Source organism: Vibrio crassostreae (assembly GCF_024347415.1).
GTDB classification, from domain to species: Bacteria; Pseudomonadota; Gammaproteobacteria; order Enterobacterales; family Vibrionaceae; genus Vibrio; species Vibrio crassostreae.
The window spans coordinates 88,377-109,643 of record NZ_AP025477.1; the positions used below are offsets into that span (position 1 = coordinate 88,377).

15 protein-coding genes are annotated in these 21,267 nt (G+C 44.7%); 9 read left to right on the top strand and 6 right to left on the bottom strand.

Annotation, left to right across the window (positions count from 1 at the left end; all coding sequences use genetic code 11):
• Positions 1–105: 105 nt before the first annotated feature.
• From OC193_RS16185 to OC193_RS16210, 6 genes are all read left to right on the top strand, one after another.
• Entirely contained in the window at positions 106–1,539 is a 1,434-nt protein-coding gene (locus tag OC193_RS16185; protein ID WP_048663303.1) for a TolC family protein, read from the top strand.
• Positions 1,536–2,765 (top strand): efflux RND transporter periplasmic adaptor subunit, encoded by a 1,230-nt coding sequence (locus tag OC193_RS16190; protein WP_048661574.1) that lies wholly within the window; start codon positions 1,536–1,538, stop codon positions 2,763–2,765. Before OC193_RS16185 ends, OC193_RS16190 begins: the two co-directional genes overlap by 4 nt.
• A 2-nt stretch (positions 2,766–2,767) precedes the next feature.
• A complete protein-coding gene (locus OC193_RS16195) occupies positions 2,768–5,956 on the top strand; it encodes an efflux RND transporter permease subunit (RefSeq protein ID WP_048663305.1) in 3,189 nt (1,062 codons plus the stop codon).
• Positions 5,957–6,111: 155 nt separating this feature from the next.
• A complete protein-coding gene (locus OC193_RS16200) occupies positions 6,112–6,822 on the top strand; it encodes a response regulator transcription factor (protein ID WP_029221969.1) in 711 nt (236 codons plus the stop codon).
• A complete protein-coding gene (locus OC193_RS16205; protein ID WP_048663307.1) occupies positions 6,819–8,072 on the top strand; it encodes a sensor histidine kinase in 1,254 nt (417 codons plus the stop codon). The genes OC193_RS16200 and OC193_RS16205 overlap by 4 nt, the downstream gene beginning before the upstream one ends.
• Positions 8,072–8,683: a class I SAM-dependent methyltransferase gene (locus tag OC193_RS16210; protein WP_048661577.1), complete on the top strand. Its 612-nt coding sequence runs from the start codon at positions 8,072–8,074 to the stop codon at positions 8,681–8,683. Before OC193_RS16205 ends, OC193_RS16210 begins: the two co-directional genes overlap by 1 nt.
• A 119-nt stretch (positions 8,684–8,802) precedes the next feature.
• On the opposite strand, the gene OC193_RS16215 is transcribed toward OC193_RS16210, so the two are convergent.
• Complete coding sequence (locus OC193_RS16215; protein WP_048663309.1) at positions 8,803–9,951, bottom strand: DUF3541 domain-containing protein; 1,149 nt, start codon at positions 9,949–9,951, stop codon at positions 8,803–8,805.
• 283 nt (positions 9,952–10,234) lie between these two features.
• Here OC193_RS16215 and OC193_RS16220 point away from each other — a divergent pair, with 283 nt between their 5' ends.
• Both OC193_RS16220 and OC193_RS16225 read left to right on the top strand, forming a co-directional pair.
• The gene (locus OC193_RS16220) at positions 10,235–11,590 is read left to right on the top strand and encodes a diguanylate cyclase domain-containing protein (protein ID WP_048663311.1); all 1,356 of its coding nucleotides are present in this window, start codon (positions 10,235–10,237) and stop codon (positions 11,588–11,590) included.
• Between the two features lie 163 nt (positions 11,591–11,753).
• On the top strand, positions 11,754–13,403 hold the full coding sequence (locus tag OC193_RS16225; RefSeq protein WP_048663313.1) for a DEAD/DEAH box helicase: 1,650 nt from the start codon (positions 11,754–11,756) through the stop codon (positions 13,401–13,403).
• 544 nt (positions 13,404–13,947) lie between these two features.
• On the opposite strand, the gene OC193_RS16230 is transcribed toward OC193_RS16225, so the two are convergent.
• A complete protein-coding gene (locus tag OC193_RS16230; RefSeq protein WP_080967367.1) occupies positions 13,948–15,477 on the bottom strand; it encodes a DUF3612 domain-containing protein in 1,530 nt (509 codons plus the stop codon).
• Between the two features lie 169 nt (positions 15,478–15,646).
• Here OC193_RS16230 and OC193_RS16235 point away from each other — a divergent pair, with 169 nt between their 5' ends.
• The gene (locus tag OC193_RS16235; RefSeq protein WP_048608941.1) at positions 15,647–16,243 is read left to right on the top strand and encodes an aldolase/citrate lyase/malate synthase family protein; all 597 of its coding nucleotides are present in this window, start codon (positions 15,647–15,649) and stop codon (positions 16,241–16,243) included.
• Positions 16,244–16,370: 127 nt separating this feature from the next.
• Here the strand turns inward: OC193_RS16235 and OC193_RS16240 are convergent, their stop codons facing one another.
• The 4 genes from OC193_RS16240 to codB form a co-directional block, all read right to left on the bottom strand.
• Complete coding sequence (locus OC193_RS16240) at positions 16,371–17,387, bottom strand: GGDEF domain-containing protein (protein WP_048659046.1); 1,017 nt, start codon at positions 17,385–17,387, stop codon at positions 16,371–16,373.
• 455 nt (positions 17,388–17,842) lie between these two features.
• On the bottom strand, positions 17,843–18,055 hold the full coding sequence (gene cspE / locus OC193_RS16245; RefSeq protein ID WP_004730009.1) for a transcription antiterminator/RNA stability regulator CspE: 213 nt from the start codon (positions 18,053–18,055) through the stop codon (positions 17,843–17,845).
• A gap of 361 nt (positions 18,056–18,416) precedes the next feature.
• Positions 18,417–19,694, bottom strand: a complete 1,278-nt coding sequence (locus OC193_RS16250; RefSeq protein ID WP_048663316.1) for a cytosine deaminase — start codon at positions 19,692–19,694, stop codon at positions 18,417–18,419.
• Positions 19,695–19,703: 9 nt separating this feature from the next.
• Positions 19,704–20,942 carry a cytosine permease gene (codB, locus tag OC193_RS16255; protein WP_048659048.1) on the bottom strand — a complete coding sequence of 413 codons (1,239 nt, stop codon included), beginning with the start codon at positions 20,940–20,942 and terminating at the stop codon, positions 19,704–19,706.
• Positions 20,943–21,267: the final 325 nt, after the last annotated feature.

Below are 21,267 nucleotides of genomic sequence, written 5' to 3' on the forward strand. Positions count from 1 at the left end.
TTAAACGTACGCTTTTTGTATTTTCTTTTGGGGTTAACGTTCGCCTTAACCCTCTCTTAACCCCCAGCTCGTTATCTTGTCTCCATTCTTACAGGAGACAAGAAGATGAAATTGAATCTTCCTTTAAAACATTCCCTTATTTCACTTGCTCTAATCGGATTGATGGGTTGCACGACAACCAGTCAGGCCGACTATGTTTCACTCGCTGAGCAAAGCACTAATCAGACACAACAAAGCTTACTCGCAGAGCTGATTCAACAGGCTTCTAGTGATCAAGCGTCGACTCAACAAGATCTAGACGCTGAAAACCTACAACTGACCGATTTAGTGAATGCACCGGAGCTCGATCTCTATATCGAGCGCGCTCTGCAGAACAGCCCAAGCCTCCAACAAAGCATTACAGCACTCAAAATAGCTTATGCGCAGCAAGGTGTAACTTCAGGTGATCGCTTACCAACCGTCGATGCGAGCTTTTCTGGTCAAGCTGACGAAGGCACTAACGGCTCAAGCACGACTGAAACCTACACCACAGACGTCACGGTTGGTTGGGAACTCGATCTATGGCAGAAGCTTGCAGACACAAACAACGCCGCTTTGAAAGACATTGCGACGTCTCAGGCTAACCTTCAGGGTGCTCAAGATCTTTTGGTCGCGAGTGTGATGAGAGGTTGGCTTGATATCAGTTTGAAGCAACAGCTTGTCGATATCGAATCGCAACGTTTGGTGATTCTAGAAAACAATGAAGAACTTGTTTTAGAACGTTATCGCGCAGGGCTAGGTAGCCTTGAAGATCTAGATAATGCAAAAACGAGCAGCGCATCGACTCAAGCAACCTTAGCTGATTACCGTGAGCAGCTTGCACAAAGCCGACGTGAATTGGTTTTATTAACGGGTCAGTGGAGTGGTGAGTCTGATGAGCTATCCCTTGCTGAGCTAGGTTCGTTTCCAACCATCATTAATCCACTAGACAATATGCCGACACAAGATCTAGCAGGTCGTCCCGATCTTCAAGCGGCTTTCTTCAATATCGAAGCGGAAACTCTGCGCGCTGACACGGCATACAAAGCGATGCTGCCGTCTATCAGTTTATCTGCAAGCCTGACTGATATGGCGGATTCTCCGAGTGAAGCGCTGCTTACCGGGCCTTTGTGGAGTGCGCTTGGCCAAGTGTCTGCACCACTGTTTCAAGGTGGCAAGCTAAAAGCACAGGCAGAAATTGCAGATCTAACCACAGAAACCAGTTACTGGGCTTACCAAGAGACACTGCTCAATGCGGTGAATGAAGTGGAAAATGCGATGGGGCAAGAGTCCTCATTAACGCTTCAACAGCAACACCTAACGAACGCCTTGGTAAGCGCACAACGCAGCTTCACTAGCTATGAAGAGAAATACCGTCAGGGTTTGGTCGACATTTTTGATCTACTTACTGTTCAGCAGCAAACCTATGACCTTGAAGCGCAGTTAACACAAACCATTTATAACCGTCTCGTAAACCGAATTGATTTAGGCCTAGCTCTGGGCTTGGGAGTATCTTCATGAAACTGAACACCATCACAATTGCAATCACCTTAGTGGCTGGTTCAAGCATTTTTGCTGCCCTTGCTTACAATGGTTCACAAGTGGCTCCTACTCCTCAAAAGACGAATGAACTAACGGTTTCAGAGCCTCAAGCTACGCCTATTCAAACCAAGTCTATTGATACGACGAGCTTGCCTGCTTCACAACAACAGCAAGTGTCTGTGGTACTTGCCATTCTCGGTGACTACCAAGCAGAAGTGGTGGGTTACGGGGAAGCTAAGTCGCGTTACGAATTGATGTTTTCGACGGAAGTTGATGGCCGAGTAGAAACGATCAGCTCGCAGTTTGAAACTGGGCAAGTGATTGGCCAAGGTGAAGTGATCGCTAATATCGATTCGACCAGTTACCAACAAGCGGTAACCCAAGCGAAGGCGAATGTTGCTCAAGCTCAACTGGATTTGTTGGAAGAGCAGAGACAAGGCGAACAAGCTAAGTCTGAATGGCAACGATCTGGTTTGTCTGGCGAGCCGGATTCACCTTTAGTATTACGCGAACCACAACTGGCACAAGTAACAGCAGCCTTGGAGAACGCCAAGCTTGAATTGGTGAAGGCTGAGCAAGACCTCGAAAAAACAACCTTGGTTGCCCCTTTTGATTCGTTGGTCGTGAGCCGTGATGTTCAACCGGGAAGCTACGCACAAACGGGCGCTCAAATAGCCACGTTATACAGCGTTGATGAGGTTGAGGTCTCTGTCCCCCTTTCTGAAAGCCAATGGTTGAGCCTACCCAACAGCGATAACACCCAACTGAAAGAGCAGCCGTGGCCAGTGACTCTATCGAGTTCTGACGGTCAATTCCAATGGCAAGGTTATGTCGAGCGAGTAGAGCAGCACTTACAACAAGACACGCGTCAGCGCTCATTGATCGTGAAAGTCGATAATCCTTTGGATCAAGAGAAGGATCTTTATCCAGGAACGTTCGTACAAGCGACGATCTCGGGTAAGCAGTTAACCCAATTGTGGGAACTTCCGGCTTCTGCACTTTCGCAACAAGGCGACCTGTGGTTTGTGGATGATAGCGGTCAACTTTCGAAATCAAACGCGAATGTTGAATTTGAAAAGGGTGGTTTGATTTACATCGATCCTGCCAAATTGGATTTGGAAATTGGTGACAGTATGCAAGTGGTTAAGCGTCCGTTAAGCAGCTTTAAAGCGGGTATGGTCGTTCTGGCTAAGGCGGAGGGTTAGTCATGTCTCATGAGTTGAAACCGAATAACCAAGCGGACAGTAACCAGAAGCCAACTAAACCACACACTGGCGCAATTGCATGGTTCGCGAATAACTCTGTAGCAGCGAATTTGTTGTTAGTGGGCGTGATCATCATCGGTCTTTTATCGCTTAACACGTTACGTAAAGAAGCGTTTCCAAGCCTAGAACCTGATGTGGTGACAGTGTCGGTAACCTATGACAGTGGTGACCCTATTCAGGCGGAAGAAGGCCTAGCGATTAAGATTGAAGATGCGTTAGAAACCGTACCGGGCATTAAGCGTATTACGTCAACTTCTGATGCGAATGGTAGCCATGTTTCGATTGAAAAAACGAGCACCTATGATCTTGATACCCTGTTAACTGACGTTAAAACTAAGGTTGATGCGATCAATAACCTGCCTTCTGGCGCTGATAATCCTGTGATTGATAAAGCTCGCATGCAAGATCATGCCTTATGGGTGCAGATCTATGGTGACGCAGACCGAGCAACGCTTCAAAGCTTAGCCGAGCAATTGAAATCAGATCTATTGAGCCAGTCATCAATTCGTGATTTGGAAATCAAGGCTAAGGCTGACCCTATGATCTCAGTTGAGGTTGATGAGAACAAGCTACAGGCATACGGCTTAACTCTGACTGACGTTTCTGAAGCGATCAATGCGGAATCTTCTGCGGCTATCTCGACGAGCCTTCGTAATGGCGAAAAAACGGTTCGTTTGAAGGTTTCTGAACAGGCGTATGAGATCCAAGATTTCAACGCGATTCCGGTGATGACGACGACTGATGGTACGCAAATTACCTTGGGTGACATTGCCAACGTTGAAGACATGTTTGCTGATGATACCTTCATGCTTTCTCGTTATAACCAACAGAATGCGATGGCAATTCAGATCGTGATGGATGAATACGGAGACGTCGTCAGCATTGTTGAACAAGCAGAAAAAGTGGTAGAGCGCTGGGAAAACAGCAACATGCTGCCTAGCGATGTCGAAATCGAAACTTGGTACGATAAAAGTACCATGATCAAAGACCGCTTAAGCCTATTGATGAAGAATGCGCTCACCGGTATTGCTTTGGTGTTCATCGTGTTAGCGGTATTCCTAAACGTGCGTGTCGCTTTCTGGGTCGCCGCTGGCTTACCGTTTGTTTTTTTTGGCACCATGTTCTTCATGACCGACACCTTTATGGGGTTAACCATCAATGAAATGACTACCTTTGGTTTCATTATGGCGCTCGGGATAGTGGTCGATGATGCCGTAGTGGTCGGGGAAAGTATCTACTCCACGCGCAAAGAAGAAGGCGACTCGATAGGCAGTACCATTCGAGGCACCATGAAAGTGGCATCACCGACCATATTTGGTGTGTTAACGACGGTTGTTGCCTTCTTAGCACTCGCGAACGTTGAAGGCAAAATGGGGCAGATTTATGCTCAATTCGGCACGGTCGTGACTATCTGTTTACTGCTGTCTTTGGTTGAGTCTAAATTCATTCTGCCATCGCACCTTGCACACATTAATACTAAGCGCAGCGAGAAGAAGGGGCTGTGGGCTCGCGTTCAACATGCTGCCGATACTGGATTAGGTTGGTTTAATAAGCGCATCTACTGCCCTGTGATTGAATGGGCACTAAAACTACGTTACGCCGTGGTGATGGTTTTCTTATCGCTACTAATCTTAGTAGCAGGATTACCAATGACAGGCGCGGTTCGTGTGGCGTTCTTCCCTGATATGCCGGGAGACACAGTGACTGCTGATATGTCGATGCAAAACGACGCCAGCTTTGGTCAAACACAACAAAATTTGTTAGTGCTTGAAGCGGCGGCAACACAAACGGATGAAACTCTGAGGGCGCAATACGGGGCTCAAGGTGAAGAATCGGAACTGCTTAGCCTTCAGGTTATCGCCGATGCCGATGATTCAGGCCAAGTGAAAATTGAATTGGACAGCGACAGTGTTTATACATCGAACGAGTTTGCAGATGCGTGGCAAGAGGCTGTTGGCCAAATGGAAGGGGTTAAGAAGCTCAAAATCTTGTCTAAAATGGAGATGGTCGACAACTTCAAAGTAGAACTGAAAGCGTGGAATGAAGAATCCGTTACTGCAGCGGGTAATGAGTTCTTAACCAAGCTGCAAGCGATTGAAGGTGTGAGTGGTATTGACCATAACTTGGATCTTGGTGAGCCTCAGTATCGTTTTGAATTAACACAGCAAGGCCGTGCGTTAGGCTTTGATACTGCAAGTCTTTCACAGCAAGTATTGCAAGCGTTTGGTGGTGATATTGTTCAGCAGTTCCAACGTGGTAAGGATGAGGTAAAAGTCCGTGTGCGCTACCCAGAATCGGATCGCCAAACCATTGCGGATATCAAACAATCGAGCGTGAGGACCAACGACGGTACCGTGGTGCCTTTGAGCACAGTCGCTAAAGTATATTCTGATTACCAAGTATCAGAGATCACACGCATTGATAGCCAACGTGCTGTGTACATCAGTGCAGTATTGGACAAAGAGGTGGTTGCGCCTGCTGAGCTTGTTCATCAGTTGCAAGACACATTAGTACCCGATTTAGAAGCGCAATATCCGGGGCTAACGGTCGACTTTGCTGGCGAAACGGAAGAGCAAGAAGAAACCGCGAGTTCAATGATGAGCATGTTTGTACTCGCCATGATTGCTATCTACACGCTGCTTGCTATCCCGCTGAAGTCTTACATTCAGCCTGTGATCATTATGACAGCGATTCCGTTTGGTATTGTTGGGGCAATCTTAGGGCACTGGTGGAATGACTTAACAATCAGTATCCTATCGTTAAACGGTATCCTTGCGTTGAGTGGCGTGGTGGTGAATGACAGCTTGTTGTTGGTTTCTCGTTTCAATGAGCTAATCAAAGAGCAGGGCAAGTCGGTTCACGATGCGATTGTTGAAGCGTGTTCTGGTCGACTAAGAGCCGTGTTACTCACATCGGTCACCACGTTCGCAGGTTTGACGCCACTATTAAGTGAAACGTCTCTGCAGGCTCAATTCCTGATCCCAGCAGCGGCGGCACTAGGCTATGGCATTTTGTTTGCGACGTTTATTACATTGATTCTGACGCCAGCATTGTTAATGATTCAGTGTGAGATTAAGTCTCTGATTCTTAAAGTCACAAATCGAGTCAAAGGCGTTGAACAAACGGCTTAACAATGGCTAAGCTAATGATGATATTTAACGGGTGGATGCCGAGTTAGTCTCAGCAGCATCTGTTTAGGTTCATTTACAGTCAAAGCACCATAGGCCAAGGCATTTCAGAACCGCGCATTACCAGCCACAATATAACTAAAATAGAGGTCGTCATGATGGCAGAATCCGTCACTAATAAACTCACAGATAAGCTTCAATTGCTTTTGGTTGAAGACGACCTTGATTTAGCCACTGCTGTTATTGATTACCTCGATTTAGAAGATATCCAGTGTGATCATGCAGCAAATGGTTTAGCTGGACTCAATCTAATTGAAACTAATCGCTATGACGCAGTAATTCTCGATCTCAACTTGCCCAAAATGAACGGCTTGCAGGTGTGTGAGAATCTCAGAGCGCAGGGTATTGATACACCCGTTTTGATGCTGACTGCACGTGATACGCTTGATGATAAGCTGACTGGCTTTTCAAAAGGGGCTGATGACTACTTGATCAAACCATTTGCGATGGAAGAGTTGATTGTTCGAGCTCAAGTATTGGCAAAGCGGCGCAGTGGTCAGGTTAGCCGCTTATCAGTGAGCGATCTCGAGATCGACCTTAAACAGCATCAAGCTTATCGTGCGAACTCACCTCTCAAGCTTTCCCCAACTGCGCTCAAAATTTTAGAAGTTTTGATGCGATCTAGCCCTAATCCTGTTTCACGAGAGACGATCATGCAGGGCGTGTGGGGCGACGACCAACCAGACAGTAACAGCTTGAAAGTACACATCTTTAATTTGCGTAAACAAGTGGATGCAGAACAAGACAATAAGCTACTGCATACTATTGCGGGCAAAGGTTTTGCGATTAAGGAGTTACGACAAGAATGAAGATCAGACCAAGTTTAAGGATCTACGTCTTATTGGCGATTCTGGTCACTGGTGTGACGACGATTCTGGTTCTATCTGCATTGAGTGTAAACTACTTTGTGTCTGGGATGGATATCGCTATGCGTGGTTCTATGATTGCCCAAGCGCAACAAGATGCGGTGAAGCCAGGCAAGCCGATGACTAATCAAGAGTTTACCGTTGCAACTCAGTGGCACGATTTACCACAAGGTATTCAGAGTAACCTTAAGCAGAACGAACTCCAATTCAACCGCATGACCAAAATGATCATTGGCAAATCTATATTCTCACCTCCCGAGAAAGGCTATTTCGCCATGAAGGTAATGAAAGGTGATGAGGTTCGTTATGTTTCTGCGGTGTTTACGCAAAGGCATGATCAATTTATGAAAGATGACGGGCTTCCGCACTTTGTGATGATTTTATTGACCGCATTGGGTGCGATTGTATTGTTTTTCGTTATCTTGGTTTTGGTGTTACGTAAGGTGGCATCGCCTGTTGAGCGGCTAAAGAACTGGGCCAAATCGTTAGATAAAGATAACCTCAATGAACCGACACCAGATTTTCACTTCAGTGAACTGAACACCTTGGCTCACATCATTCGTGATAGTTTGAGTTCAGTTCAAAACAGCTTAGAACGAGAGCAGAAATTTTTGGGTTATGCGAGCCACGAATTACGTACTCCTATTGCGGTCACAAGAACCAACAGTGAACTGCTAGAGAAGCTGATTCAAAAGGGTAAGAGCCCAGAAAAGCAGCTTGAAGTGATAGACCGAATTAAGCGCGCGGGTTTCACCATGACAGACCTGACAGAAACTTTGTTGTGGCTCACCCGACAACAAGACAAAGACCTGCCTCTGGAAAACGTACATCTTGGCGAACTGTCACAACAGATTACCCACGATTTAACCTATCTGTTGAATGGTAAAGCGGTGGTTGTGAATCTTGAAAGCGACGACACACAATGCCAGTTACCAGTTGGACTAACCCGAATCGTGCTGACCAACTTGATTCGCAATGCTTTCCAGCACACAGGAAGCGGTACCGTGGATATCGTTCAAGTGGGTTCAAAAGTCACCATTGTTAACAACAACACTGATGGCACGGTAGAAGACAATCATTTGGGTTTTGGTCTAGGGTTAGAGCTCACCGAAAAGCTGCTCGCGCAATATCAATGGCAATATCATAACCAAGAGTTGGCTGGTGGTCGTGAAGTGTGGGTGGATTTCTCGTAATGCACTGGCTCGATCGTTGGAAGGTGTATCGCTATCATCGAAAACAGACTAACCGCTCGAATGGCGACAAGGCTAAAGCTTTAGGTTGGACTAGCGAAGAGAGCCAGTTGTGTCGCTTTGAAGTGATAGCTCGTGCAGCGGACTTCGAAAAGAAGAGTGTTTTAGATTTGGGTTGCGGCTATGGCGAGCTGTTTGAGCTGCTCGACAGCATCTATCGCATTCAATCTTATACCGGCGTTGACCAACACGCAGGTTTTCTTAAGAAGGCAAAGCAAAACTATACAGAAGATCGTTGTCGGTTTTTGGCGGGTGATATGAGCAAAATGAACCTTGAGACCCACGACATTGTCATCGCGAGTGGTTCACTGAACTACATCTCTCGTGATTCTGATTATCTGACAAACATGATTACTCGCATGTATAAATTGGCGAATCAGACGGTGATTTTTAATCTTCTCAATTCAAGCCAATATCCTTCACGTAATACCTTGATGAGTTATCACCCTCAGGGCGTGTATCGCTTTTGTAAGACGCTTTGTGAGGATGTTTCTTTAATAGAAGGTTACGCAGAAGGGGATTTCACGATAGTGATGAACAAAGTCTGCCTCTGAACTCAAACTCAAACCTAAGCCAGAGCGAAGTGATGGTGTGGAAAGAATTAAAAAAGCCGCAGACCTCGAAAGGTGTGCGGCTTTTTAGGTTCTTAGATTAACCTAGGCTAGGTATGTTGTTAGTTTTTCTGCGGCTGGTTTTTAATGAGTCCGTAAGGGATGTTAGTAAACACCTTAGGGTTGCCCTCATAAGTCGGCGCTTCATTCACTTGCTGCCAATCGAGTAGCATGATTGCTAGCACGTTGCGGTGTTCACCGTATTCAAGGTCAAAATCACCGGTGATAGAAGGGATCATGCCTTGTTTCTCATCGATTGAAGCTTGAATCGCGAGTCGAGTTTTCTCTACAACTGGGTCATCTTCTAAACCTGCCAACAAGAAGGTTAATCCAACCTCAGCAATCACATCTTCTTTCGCACGCAGCAGAATCGTATCGATGTTTTCTCTGAAGTAATCGTAGATCCATTGATGATCTTGTTCGCTTACTTGATGTTGGTAATATTCTGAATCACCAAAGATCACATGCGTCATACCATAGATCTTATTGCCGTATTGCTGGCTTGAAAGCTTTCTGTCTTTATCGTTTGGGTATGCTTTTTTGAAGGTATCGACGAACTCATCAACGACATCCTGCTCACCCAGTTGGCGCAACCAGTAAACCTGATTCGCTAATTGAGCAGCCCACGCTTTCACCATGTCTTCATTGGTCACGTATCGTGAGAAGTCATAGCGACGAATGATTTCGCGCAGCTTGGCATCGTTCTTGTGTTCTAAACCGTATTCATTAGCACGAGCCATAGAGCCTAGAAGGTCAACACCAAGGTAAAGGTATTCAGGCATGTGTTTGGTGATGTTGTAGCGTCGAACACTGCGCTCATCATTATCACCAATGTAAGATGCAACGCGCTTCTCTGAGTAGAGTACGATTTGTTCCATGGTTTGAACGTCATTCGACAGGGTGCTGAGCTTGCTTGCCACTCGTGCCATGTCACTCCACACCGCAGCCGAATACTTATCGTCTAATGTTTGGCGATACATGCGCAGCCCGTAGTGACCTTCTTTGAATGCAGGCAGAGTGTAAAGTTGATTTTCGTAGGTGGTGCGAATTAGGTCAGCAGATTGCTTGAAAGATTGTTCTTGAGAGTTGAGCGAATCTGCTTGGGATTGAACGCTCGCTGCGGTTGGCGCTTGAACGTTTTCTTGTGCGTGAACGGCAACGGCAACCGAGGCTGATAGCAATGTACACAGTGTGATAGTTTTTAACTTCATGTCGTGAGGTACCAAGCTGATTATTAGTCTATGTAAAATAACATTGATGAATCCTTTAATGTAAGCATTGAGTCAATACAATGTAAGCTTTATAAGGTTCACTAACCCTTTTTGATTAAACCATTCGTTTAGTAAAGAATTTTGAAGTGATGGATCACTCAATATTTGATAGATAGTCGACGTTAGTATGGATTTTTAATGACTTAGCGGCATACTGGAGCAATAAGCCAGAAATGAGCCGTTATAAGGCAGTATATAGAACAATAGTGTTAGAGGTTCGTAAATGCCAAGTGGTTCTAGCAAGCAGTGGTCTGCCAGAGTAGTAGCTTTTCTTTTTTTCCTTGCGATAGTAAGCGCAATAGAGTTCTTTCATGCCAAGCAATTAACTTTTCTTAAAAACGAATCGTATTCACAGGCAAAAAAGCAACTATCCATTATTCGTTCTCGGATTGAAGCCGCGATCGTGTCAGATATGTATATCCTCAATAATTTCTCGACCTTAGTGACCATCAACCCCGATGGTGAGGTGAAAAATTGGGATAAGATTGCTGAGAATATTATTCAAGATGGCTTCCATATTCGACTTATCGGACTCGCCAAAGACGACATTCTAAATTTTGTTTACCCGCTGGAAGGTAATGAGCAGATTCTCGGTATTAATTATCGTGATTACCCAGACCAATGGGAGTCCGTTGAGATAGCCCGTAATCTTGGTAACACCTTTATTGCTGGTCCTTTTGAATTGTTTCAAGGTGGGCAAGCCCTCATTACGCGCACCCCGATCTTTCGAGATCCGCCTTTCAATCAAGATTACTGGGGTGTCTCCAGTGCTGTTATTGGCTTAGATGAACTGTTTGAAGATGTCGGAATCGGGAAGATCGAGAACAAGTATCAACTCGCGATTCGCGGCGCAAACAGTTCAGGTAAAGATGGCGCTGTCTTTTATGGCACTCAGAATGTGTTCGATAATGCGTTTGCCACCGAACAGGTAAGCTTCCCATACGGTGGTTGGTATCTTGCTCTCTCCGGTAACGAACATGTATTGATGGATGAGCCTTGGTACCGAATCCAAGCGGTAAGGCTGGTGGGCTACTCAATAATGTTAGTGCTGGCGTTTGCCTTCTTTACTATTTATCGTCTGTACCGCATTGCAGATAGCCGCTCAATGCATGATGAGCTAACGATGTTACCGAATCGTCGATACTTTATGTATAGCCTCAAGCAGGCCTTTAAAACTACTCAAAAACAGCGAGCGAGAACGTTTGCCGTTGTAAATATCGACCTCGATGGGTTTAAAGCGATCAATGACACTTATGGTCATGCAGCTGGCGATCAGGTATTGATCGAGTGTGCAAACCGAATTAGGAGTGAACTACGAGTTTCAGATATCGTCGCAAGGATAGGCGGTGATGAGTTCTTAGTTTTATTGCCACGCATCATCGATGATCAACACGTATCTTCGATCGTCACTAAACTAAGAAAGACGATATGCGCGGCACCAGTTGTTTACGAGGCGCACTCTATCTATCTTCGAATTAGTGTTGGTTGGGTTATTCATAATAACAACTACAATGATGTCGATGCGCTCTTGAAAGCGGCTGATGAAAAAATGTACGAACAGAAGCGACAAGTTATCTAGGTTGAATTTGAGCTGCGATTAGAATTTAGTTGCTGAATGTGGGGAAAAGCCTCAGAATACCGCGCTTTGCTCCATATCAATGTATTTAGCGAGCAAAAGCTGAAGCAACGCACTTTTTAACGCGTTGCTCATACTAAATGTTATTCAACTGAGAAAATAATCTATGAGTTTTACCTCCCTTGGCCTTTCTGAACCTATCCTTAAAGCTATTGAAGCACAAGGTTACGATAAGCCATCACCAATACAAGAGAAAGCCGTACCAGCTGTCCTAACGGGCAAAGATGTTATGGCCGCTGCTCAAACAGGTACAGGTAAAACTGCAGGCTTCACGCTACCTATTCTTGAAATGTTATCAAAAGGCTCTCGCGTACGTCAGAACCAAGTTCGTGCGCTCGTGTTAACGCCAACTCGTGAGCTTGCTGCGCAAGTAAATGGCAGCGTAGTGAAGTACGGTATTAACTTACCACTTACTTCTACGGTTGTGTTTGGTGGTGTGAAGATTAACCCTCAGATGCAAAAACTGCGTAAAGGTAGTGATGTGTTGGTGGCGACGCCGGGTCGTCTACTTGACCTATATAACCAAAATGCCGTGCGTTTTGACCAACTAGAAATCCTAGTGTTAGATGAAGCGGACCGCATGCTAGACATGGGTTTCATCCGTGACATCCGTAAGATCTTGGCTTTCTTACCTAAGAAGCGTCAGAACCTATTGTTCTCTGCAACCTTCTCTGACGATATCCGTAGCTTGGCAAAAGGCTTGGTGAATAACCCAGTAGAGATCTCGGTCAGTCCTGCAAACTCTACGGCTAAAACCGTTGAGCAAAGCATCTACCCAGTAGATAAAAAGAAAAAGAGCGCAATGCTAGCGAAGCTGATCAAAGATAATGATTGGCGACAAGTGCTGGTGTTCAGTAAAACAAAACACGGTGCAAATAAGCTTGCTCGTTTCCTTGAAGAGCAAGACATCACAGCGGCGCCTATTCACGGTAATAAGAGCCAAGGCGCACGTACCAAAGCCCTAGAGAATTTCAAAACGGGTAAGGTTCGAGTACTTGTAGCGACAGACATCGCAGCACGTGGTATCGATATCCCACAACTGCCTCAAGTGGTTAACTTCGATCTTCCACATGTATCAGAAGACTATGTACACCGTATTGGTCGTACTGGCCGTGCTGGTGAAGTAGGCAAAGCGATTTCATTGGTTTGTGCTGATGAAGTGGGTGAGCTGTTCGGTATTGAACGTCTTATTCAACAAGTGCTAGAGCGTCGTGAGCTTGAAGGCTTCTCGCCAGTAAACAAGCTGCCTGAGTCTCGTTTGGATACACGTCCAATCAAGCCTAAGAAGCCGAAGAAGCCGAAGAAAGCGAAACAACCACGTGAACACGCAGACGGTCAACGTTCTGGTGACAACGCTCGTGGTCACAAGCCAGCAGGTAAGAATAAGCGTCACGTACCGGGTACAGGGTCTGCGCCAAAGCGTAAGCCAACGTCTGGAAAGAAGCCAACTGAAAACAATTCAACCGCGACTGGTGAAGATAAATCAGTAAGAAACAATGGCAGTAACTTTAAACGCGGCAATGCGGGCAATAAACCTGCTGCAAATAACGCGGGTTCTCAGAACACGCTGAGCAAACCAAGCGGTGCGGGTAAATCTAACGGTACTGGTAAGTCAAACAACGCGGGTAAACCTGCAGGCAAGCCTAAGAAGTCCGGCTACGGCGGTAGCTATGGTCCAAGCAAGTCGTCAAATAAGCCGGCGGGCAACAAACCTTCACCATCGAGAAGCCGCTCTAAGCCAGCTCCTCAGAAATAGAGTCTCTAGATAGACTATAGAGGCCCAATGACGAGAATGCTTTTTAGGAGAGTTCTCGTTAATTAGTGACTATCTAACTCAAATAAGCGCGAATATTGAATTTCAATGTTCGCGTTTTTTTATGGGCGTTGTTTATGTTTAGTAACCGTTTATGTTGAATAACCTAGGAGAGGTTAATCGCTGTTTAAAGTGATTGAACCTATGGGAAATACGGCAATTTTGGGAAGGGTAATGAATCTTTAATAATTTATTAATAACAACATAATCACTAGCATTTTTGTGGATTCTTGCAATTTGCAATTCCAGTTTGCAAAACAAACAAGAATTTAAGGCTAATACGTGTCCAGATGCGTAGTAAATACGTATTTTAAAAGTTGGTACGCATGCTGCATTAGTAACGGTGACCCTTCTTAAGCCGAGGGTCACCTAGCCAACTGACGTTGTTAGTGAACCTTTATTGTTCACACAAAATATATGACCAATCACCCTTTTGTGATTGGTTTTTTTTTGCCTGAATTTTAGGTTCTATTTTTGTTATTACTTTTTACCCACCACACTTAGAATAACAGCTTGGTTGGCGTGGGCATTCTCCACCTCTGGAGCAGATAAGCCTCGCCTCTGTCTCTATCCCACGTTCAATCCAATTTATATTTAGAATCTTGGCTATTGTCGTGAGATCTTTCTTGATGTTACGCGGTATTGCTACAGAGCCGCCATTGTTGACGCATGACGCCTTAAGTTGCTCTGCTATTTCTCTCGAATTACCACCTTGAGCATCAATCGCTGGATTGAGATCTATACCAGCACACAAAACGCGATTGTTACCCGCAGGATCCGTCATATTGATGGATTCACAACAGTAGATTCTTGGCTCATCACCCACATTTAAAATGGAGATTTGAGCAGAGCTACCCGCTCGGGGTTCAGATAATCGACGGAACACAGCCCAATGTTGACATGGGTCAGCGACTGTTCTCATATTTCCCCAAGGCAATGGAATCCCGTTCCCGCGGTACACCGCCTTGAGTTTCCCCGGCCCATAAGCATCAAAATAGTGCCAGTGAGGGTAGGGCGATACTACCGTCATTCGACGCATCGCAACAGAGGGGGAAACCCCTGCTCTTTGGTGAACGTCGATTTCGTAACCAGTACGGTCGAGCAGCTGTCTGAACGGGACTTTCGGGCATAACAGAGCGCCAGCAAAGAAGCTGGATTCAAAGTCACGCCATGCTTGAAGAATGTCTTGAGAGTTGAGCTGGGAAGAGCCTGAGACTTGATTGTCATCCCATGTATTGTTGTTACCGACCGACAACACACTCTTTAATCCTTCTTTGCTATGCAAAATGCAATGGCCAATATAAACCGAGAGGTCGTATTTCAGGCGAGTTGGGTATTCTTTAAGAATCTCGTTTAAGAAGATTGTACCCGGAGGCTCAAAGAATGATGTAACCAGTTGCTTGGCATTAATACCGAGCTCATCAACTACGTCTTGCGGCGTTCGCGTTACCCAACGGATGTTGATTCCAAGGGTTCTAGCGATGTCTATAAGGTCTTCTACGCTGAGGTTGAGACGTTTTAGGCCAACTTCCTCTGCAGCGCGTTCAAGGTCAGGGAAGTGGTTCTGGTTGCTCTCTTGGTGTGCCCTAATCAAGAGGTGTGCAAACTGACGGCCTGAAATCCCCGTTTGTGACAGCATCTCAGGAATCGCAATTTGCAGGATGTCGTTGGAGAAAAGAAAGCTAGGCTCGAGTGCCATGCCACTTATCCCACCACGATTCCCTTTATCAGGGGCAATGGCTTGTTGTTCAGATTCATCGTCGAGGAACCAGGTTGGGTTCTTCTGAAAGACCTGCGCAATCACTTCCAGCATATCGATGCTTGGAACCCGCTTTCCGCGTTCAATCATTGAAAGGTAAGAAACGGAAGGTGCGTATTCTGGGTTGATTCTAATACAACGCGCAGACAGATCTTCCATCGTTAAATGGTTACGTTTTCTTAGGTTACGTATTTTAGTACCTAGGAAGTGTGACTGACGAACTAAACTTTTTGACAAGGCCATATTTGTAAAATTCACATTGTAAAATTTTTGTTGTGAAATTGTATGTAAAAAAGCGCTAATCTACAAACTAAGCAATTCACAAAGTGACAAATAAATTAAACGTTAGTTTGGAATAATTGCTCTAGGACACATTTTTGCTGTAGAAATCGGTGGTTATCACCGGACTGGTCAAGAGGGAAAGACTATGAATATGCTTACATTCGATAAAACAGAAATCCAAAAACAATCAAAGCCATTTATCGCTGAAGCTGTCTTTGCCGTGGAGACAATCAGTGCAAACCAGCAAACTGAAAAGCAAGTGAAAGCAAAGCAGCTGCTTGATCGACTATTCCCACTAGAGAATGGCTCACATCAAGACGTAACCAGCTATGTAGTAGATTACCGTCATATCATGGCTTACTTTAAAGATGGTCAGCACAGCGGTCTAAAGCATCCTAAACAGTTTGTAGCGTACATGGGTGAGAAGAATGACCCAGACTCTATCTTGTTCAGAGATGGTAGTGGAAGCCACCTAGAGGTGATGTTTGGTTGCCATAAAGGGACAGGTTGTATTGAACTGGTAGAAATCGATGATATTCAGTTGGAGTCATGCACCACGTTTGGCCAATCACCAATGGAAGCAACAACCACAATGCGAGAAGAGACCATTGCAGCGATGCGCCACTGGATCAGTTTGATTCAAGGTGATGCAAAGGGCAAACCAAAGGCATGCAGCGAAGATAAAGAGTTCAGAGCAAAGAGTGGTGAAGATTACTGCCTGAATTACTGCTTCCAGATCTAACGGTGAACCCTAGGTAGCTAAATCAATTTATACAGCTAAAGAAAAAGCCCCGAAGATAATGTCTTTGGGGCTTTCTAGTTTCAATACGAGCCGACTAATATGTCGATACGAGCAGTGATGGTGTGTCTTACAAAGGCATTACTCGGTTACGTCCCAGTGATTTTGCTTCGTAAAGCAGCTTATCGGCTCTTTCGATCAGCGATTGCGCTGACTCTCCGGGTTCAAGTTCAGCTACACCAAACGATGCGGTGATACTACCGACTTGTTCACCACTGCGACGGTCTTTAATCGACAGCTTCTCTAGAGAGCGTCTATTAGTATCCGCGAGTTGGCGAGCAATACGTAAAGACTTATTAGGTACAATGAGTGCGAACTCTTCACCGCCAAATCGATAGGCAGAAATACCTTCTCGACAACTTAGCTTCAGCTTGCGAGCAATCCCTTTAAGAACCATATCGCCAAACAAGTGGCCATAAGTGTCGTTGAAGTTTTTAAAGTGATCGATATCAAGAAGGATCAAACATAGAGATTGTTTCGCTTCACACAAGGTTTCTATATCACGGTCAAAAGAGCGACGGTTATAGAGTGTCGTTGTGCTGTCAAAGAGCGCATCTTTCTGAACTTCCACCAACTGGGTTTTAAGCTTGGTAATTTCTGATGTAGCAGAGTTCAGCTGAGAGTTTAGAAACTGAGTAGAGTGACGAATATGACGAGACTCAGAAACTAGCTGACGAACCAAAGACATGACTTCGTCGATCGATAAACTTTCATTATCAACACGAGCTAAATCTTCGAAGCTTTTATCTATCATTTCCGAAAAAGCAGAGGTGTCGGTCAGTGTGTCGTTCATCGAGTTAGAAACTTCGGAAACTAACAACTCCAAATTAGCGCGAAGGTCGTTGATATTGGTTTCGGATTTACTCGCAACATAATTGTTGTAAAGCTGTTCACCAACAGCTGGAGGGCAAATGCCGTAGTGTTCTAAAACACCATCCATATCTTTAGTTAGCTGCGGGATAGCATTATCGACATAGGTGTACCAAAGTGCGTAATTTGCAGGTGTGGTGGACACCCTATTCTTCATCATAAGAGGTACCGCTTTTTTTAGATTAGCGGTGGATTTCTGGAATTCGTCTTTTTTCATTATTGTTACTGCAGATACCAAACTAACTCAAGCCACTTGTCGACAAGGTTAGCGGATTTCGCAGGTCTTTGCTTTAAAAATTATATGATTAATGGATGAGGATTGGATAAATAACTCATTTTTATTATGAATATCGATTGCGCATTGATAAATGGAATCTAATAGATTGTTCTTTAATCATATTTTTAGTTATTCACCATGGGACATAGGCTGAATTTTTTATCAAAGCCTTTGGCAAAAGGTGGACTCAGTGACCTTAAAGTGGTTTGTTATGTAGCGAAGTAAATTGACGGTAGAGCTTGAATTGGGAGAACTTTGATTTAGAGGACTTGCGCTGATAAGAGTGAAACGAGTGAAGCTTTGTATACAGAAGGGAGGTGGAAATATTTATAAGCAGATACAAAAAAGCGCCGATAAAAATCAGCGCTTTAAAATTCTTTTTAGCTAAAAGCTAATTATTGAGCAACAACGTTTGCTGCTTGTAGGCCTTTTTGACCGTTTTCAACTTCGAAAGAAACCTTTTGGCCTTCTTTCAGAGTTTTGAAGCCTTCAGAAGCGATTGCACGGAAGTGTACGAATACGTCAGCACCGCCGTTGTCTTGAGAAATGAAACCGAAACCTTTCTCTTCGTTAAACCATTTTACAGTGCCAGTATTTGTGTTAGACATAATTTGTCCCTTATTCATAAATTTTCTAAATTGTTGATTGCATTACTGCAATGCGCTGATAATTGAATTATTTAATATTGCTAAGAAATAAGGAAAAACTACTTACAAAAACGGGTAACGATTTTACATGTCATTTTTTACTATTCATCTAACTTAAATAACTCCGGCTAACAGAGCGAGTGCATGTTAACACAGTCTTTCCGGTTGTACACTCATTGATTGAGAAATCAGCGAGTTTTTTTGTCATGTTGTGCTTGTTAACAAAAATCACCTAGAACAGCTGATAGTTTTATAAAATTACACGCTGTGACAAAATGAAAAGGAAGCCTAAGCTTCCTTTTCATGATTAGTATAGACGATATTAACGCTTGAAGTTGATATCTTCAGTCTGATCTAAGTTAATTTTTGTTTTCGCTGGCTGAGTCTCTGCAATCACCTTACCGTGGCGCACTGAATACTGCACGGGTACTTGGCGACGCACTGCATCAAAGCCATTGTCAGCAGGAAGAATCAGTAGGCTACCTGGCTTACCTTCTTCGATACCGAAGTTGTCTTGGATGTTCAATGTGCGAGCAGAGTTTTTGCTGATCAGATCAAGCGAGTTGTTGATTTGGTCGTAGCCCATAACCTGTGTTACGTGCAGTCCCATGTGCAGAACTTGAAGCATGTTCGCTGTACCCAGTGGGTACCACGGGTCAAACACATCATCGTGGCCAAAACAAACGTTGATGTTTGCTGCTAGCATCTCTTTCACACGAGTCACGCCACGACGTTTCGGGTAATCGTCAAAACGGCCTTGTAAGTGAATGTTCACTAACGGGTTTGCTACGAAGTTGATACCAGACATCTTCAATAGACGGAACAAGCGAGAAGCGTAAGCACCGTTGTAAGAACCCATCGCAGTCGTGTGGCTTGCTGTTACCTTCTCACCCATCTCAAATTTATGAGCAAGGGCTGCGAGTGTTTCAACAAAGCGAGACTGTTCGTCGTCGATTTCATCACAGTGAACGTCGATGAGACAGTCGTATTTACGTGCAAGTTCAAATACGTAATGCAGAGATTCAACACCGTATTCACGGGTGAACTCAAAGTGTGGGATAGCACCGATAACGTCAGCGCCGATCTTCACTGCTTCTTCAAGCAACTCTTTGCCGTTCGGGTATGAAAGAATGCCTTCTTGAGGGAATGCGACGATCTGAATGTTGACCCACTCTTTCATCTCTTCACGAACTTCAACCATCGCTCTTAACGCAACTAACGTTGGATCAGATACGTCAACGTGAGTACGCACGTGTTGAACACCGTTAGCGATCTGCCATTTCAGTGTTTGCTTCGCACGCGATTTTACGTCTTCAATTGATAGCAGTTCTTTACGCTCAGCCCAACGCTCAATACCTTCAAACAAAGTGCCAGAGATATTCCAGTTAGGCTCACCAGCGGTTTGAGTGGTATCTAGGTGAATGTGCGGTTCACAGAACGGTGTAACTGCAATGCCACCTTCAGCATCAAGGATGTCACCTTGATGATTGATTTGTGCGTCATTATCGAGAATGCGAGAAAATTGACCATTTTCAATCAGAATCTGTTTCAAGCCCTCTTGGTCTTGAAGTTTCGCGTTCTTGATTAATAAGGTTGTCATAGTGTGTCCTTAAGCGGCCTGAGATTTCAGAGCTTTTTTGTTCAATAGAGGATTAAGCACGAGGTAACTGATTGCACCACCTAACACTGCGTTCAAAGGAACAACGCCAGGAAGGAAGTGACCAGCGGCTACGCCTGTTGCTACCGCGATAATGCCAGCCCAATTAACGGTTTGGAACTCTGCATTTGCAAAATCTTTGTAACGTTTACGGTTTGCGAAGAAGTCAGCGATGATTACGCCACCAATTGGTGGAATCGCCAACGATAGGAAGGTTAACCAACCTACGAAGTTGTTGTACAACCAAAGCGCGAAAATCGTACCGATGATGCCGTTAATGATAGACATTGTAGTACTTGAGCGACCAGTAATGTTAGATAGACCAAGGCCAGATGCATAAAGTGCGTTTTCATTGGTTGTCCAGATGTTCAAGCCAAGCACGATGATCGCTGGAAGCAGTAGTCCTTGTGCAATCATCACATCTGAAATGTCTGATTGGCCTGTCGCTGCTGCGCCGGCTGCGCCGAAGATAAACATCAGCGAGTTACCGATGAAGAATGCAACCATAGTAATCAATACTGCGCTTGCTGGCTTTTTACCAAAGCGAACAAAATCGGCCGTTAGCGTACCCGCACTAACAAATGAACCTACAACCATTGCTAAGGCCATTGAAAAGTCCATTGGAGTTTCTGGCTCAATCAGTTGTAGCTGTTCTAGTCCGCCAACGCTGTCTACCGCAGTCAACACTGAGTAACCACCTAGAATAGCAATCGCTGGAACAGCAATCGCTGAAAGCACCATTAGCGCTTTAATACCGAAGTACACCGTACCCGTCATCAAAAGACCTGACACAATAATCAAAGTGTTGGTATCAATGCCTGTGGCTTTCTGTACCGGAATTGCGAACATTGCTACACCGACGCCAAACCAACCTACTTGTGTACCACCAAGTAGAGCAGAAGGAAGCCATGAGCCTTTTGTACCGAAAGAGAAACGAGCTAGGAGGTGAGTGGAGAGGCCAGTAGATGAGCCGATGTAGCCAAGAAAAGAAGTGTAAATACCAAGAATTAGGTTACCGATGAGAACGGCGAGGAAGAAATCATTGAATGAGAGGCCTGTCCCGAGTGAACCACCTGTCCACATACTTGCAGAGAAGAAAGTGAGTCCAAGCATTACCATGGTGAGTGAAGCGACTCCTTTCCTAGCCGATGTAGGAACCGGCCCTAGACTGTAGTTATTATCAGCAGCCATTTTTTACCTCCGCAAATGATCAAAATTAAAATTAACGGTCGCCGTATTGCAGGCAAACGTGCGCATTATGGTGATATAAATCACATAGTCAATGCTAATTTTGTCAATAAAGGCGCTTGAGAATCAGTTATCATTTTAAATGCCTTGTAAAACATAGGGTTATTTTCTCCATTTATTTCATGAAAATAAATAGAAAACGTTTTCCATAGCGTGTTGGGTATCTGCTATCGATAGTTGGCTATGAATGTTGATTGTTATGCGATTGAATGGGTGTCTGTATCGAGAGGTGGGCGGTTAGCCAAACGGCAGGCAAAAAAATAGCCAA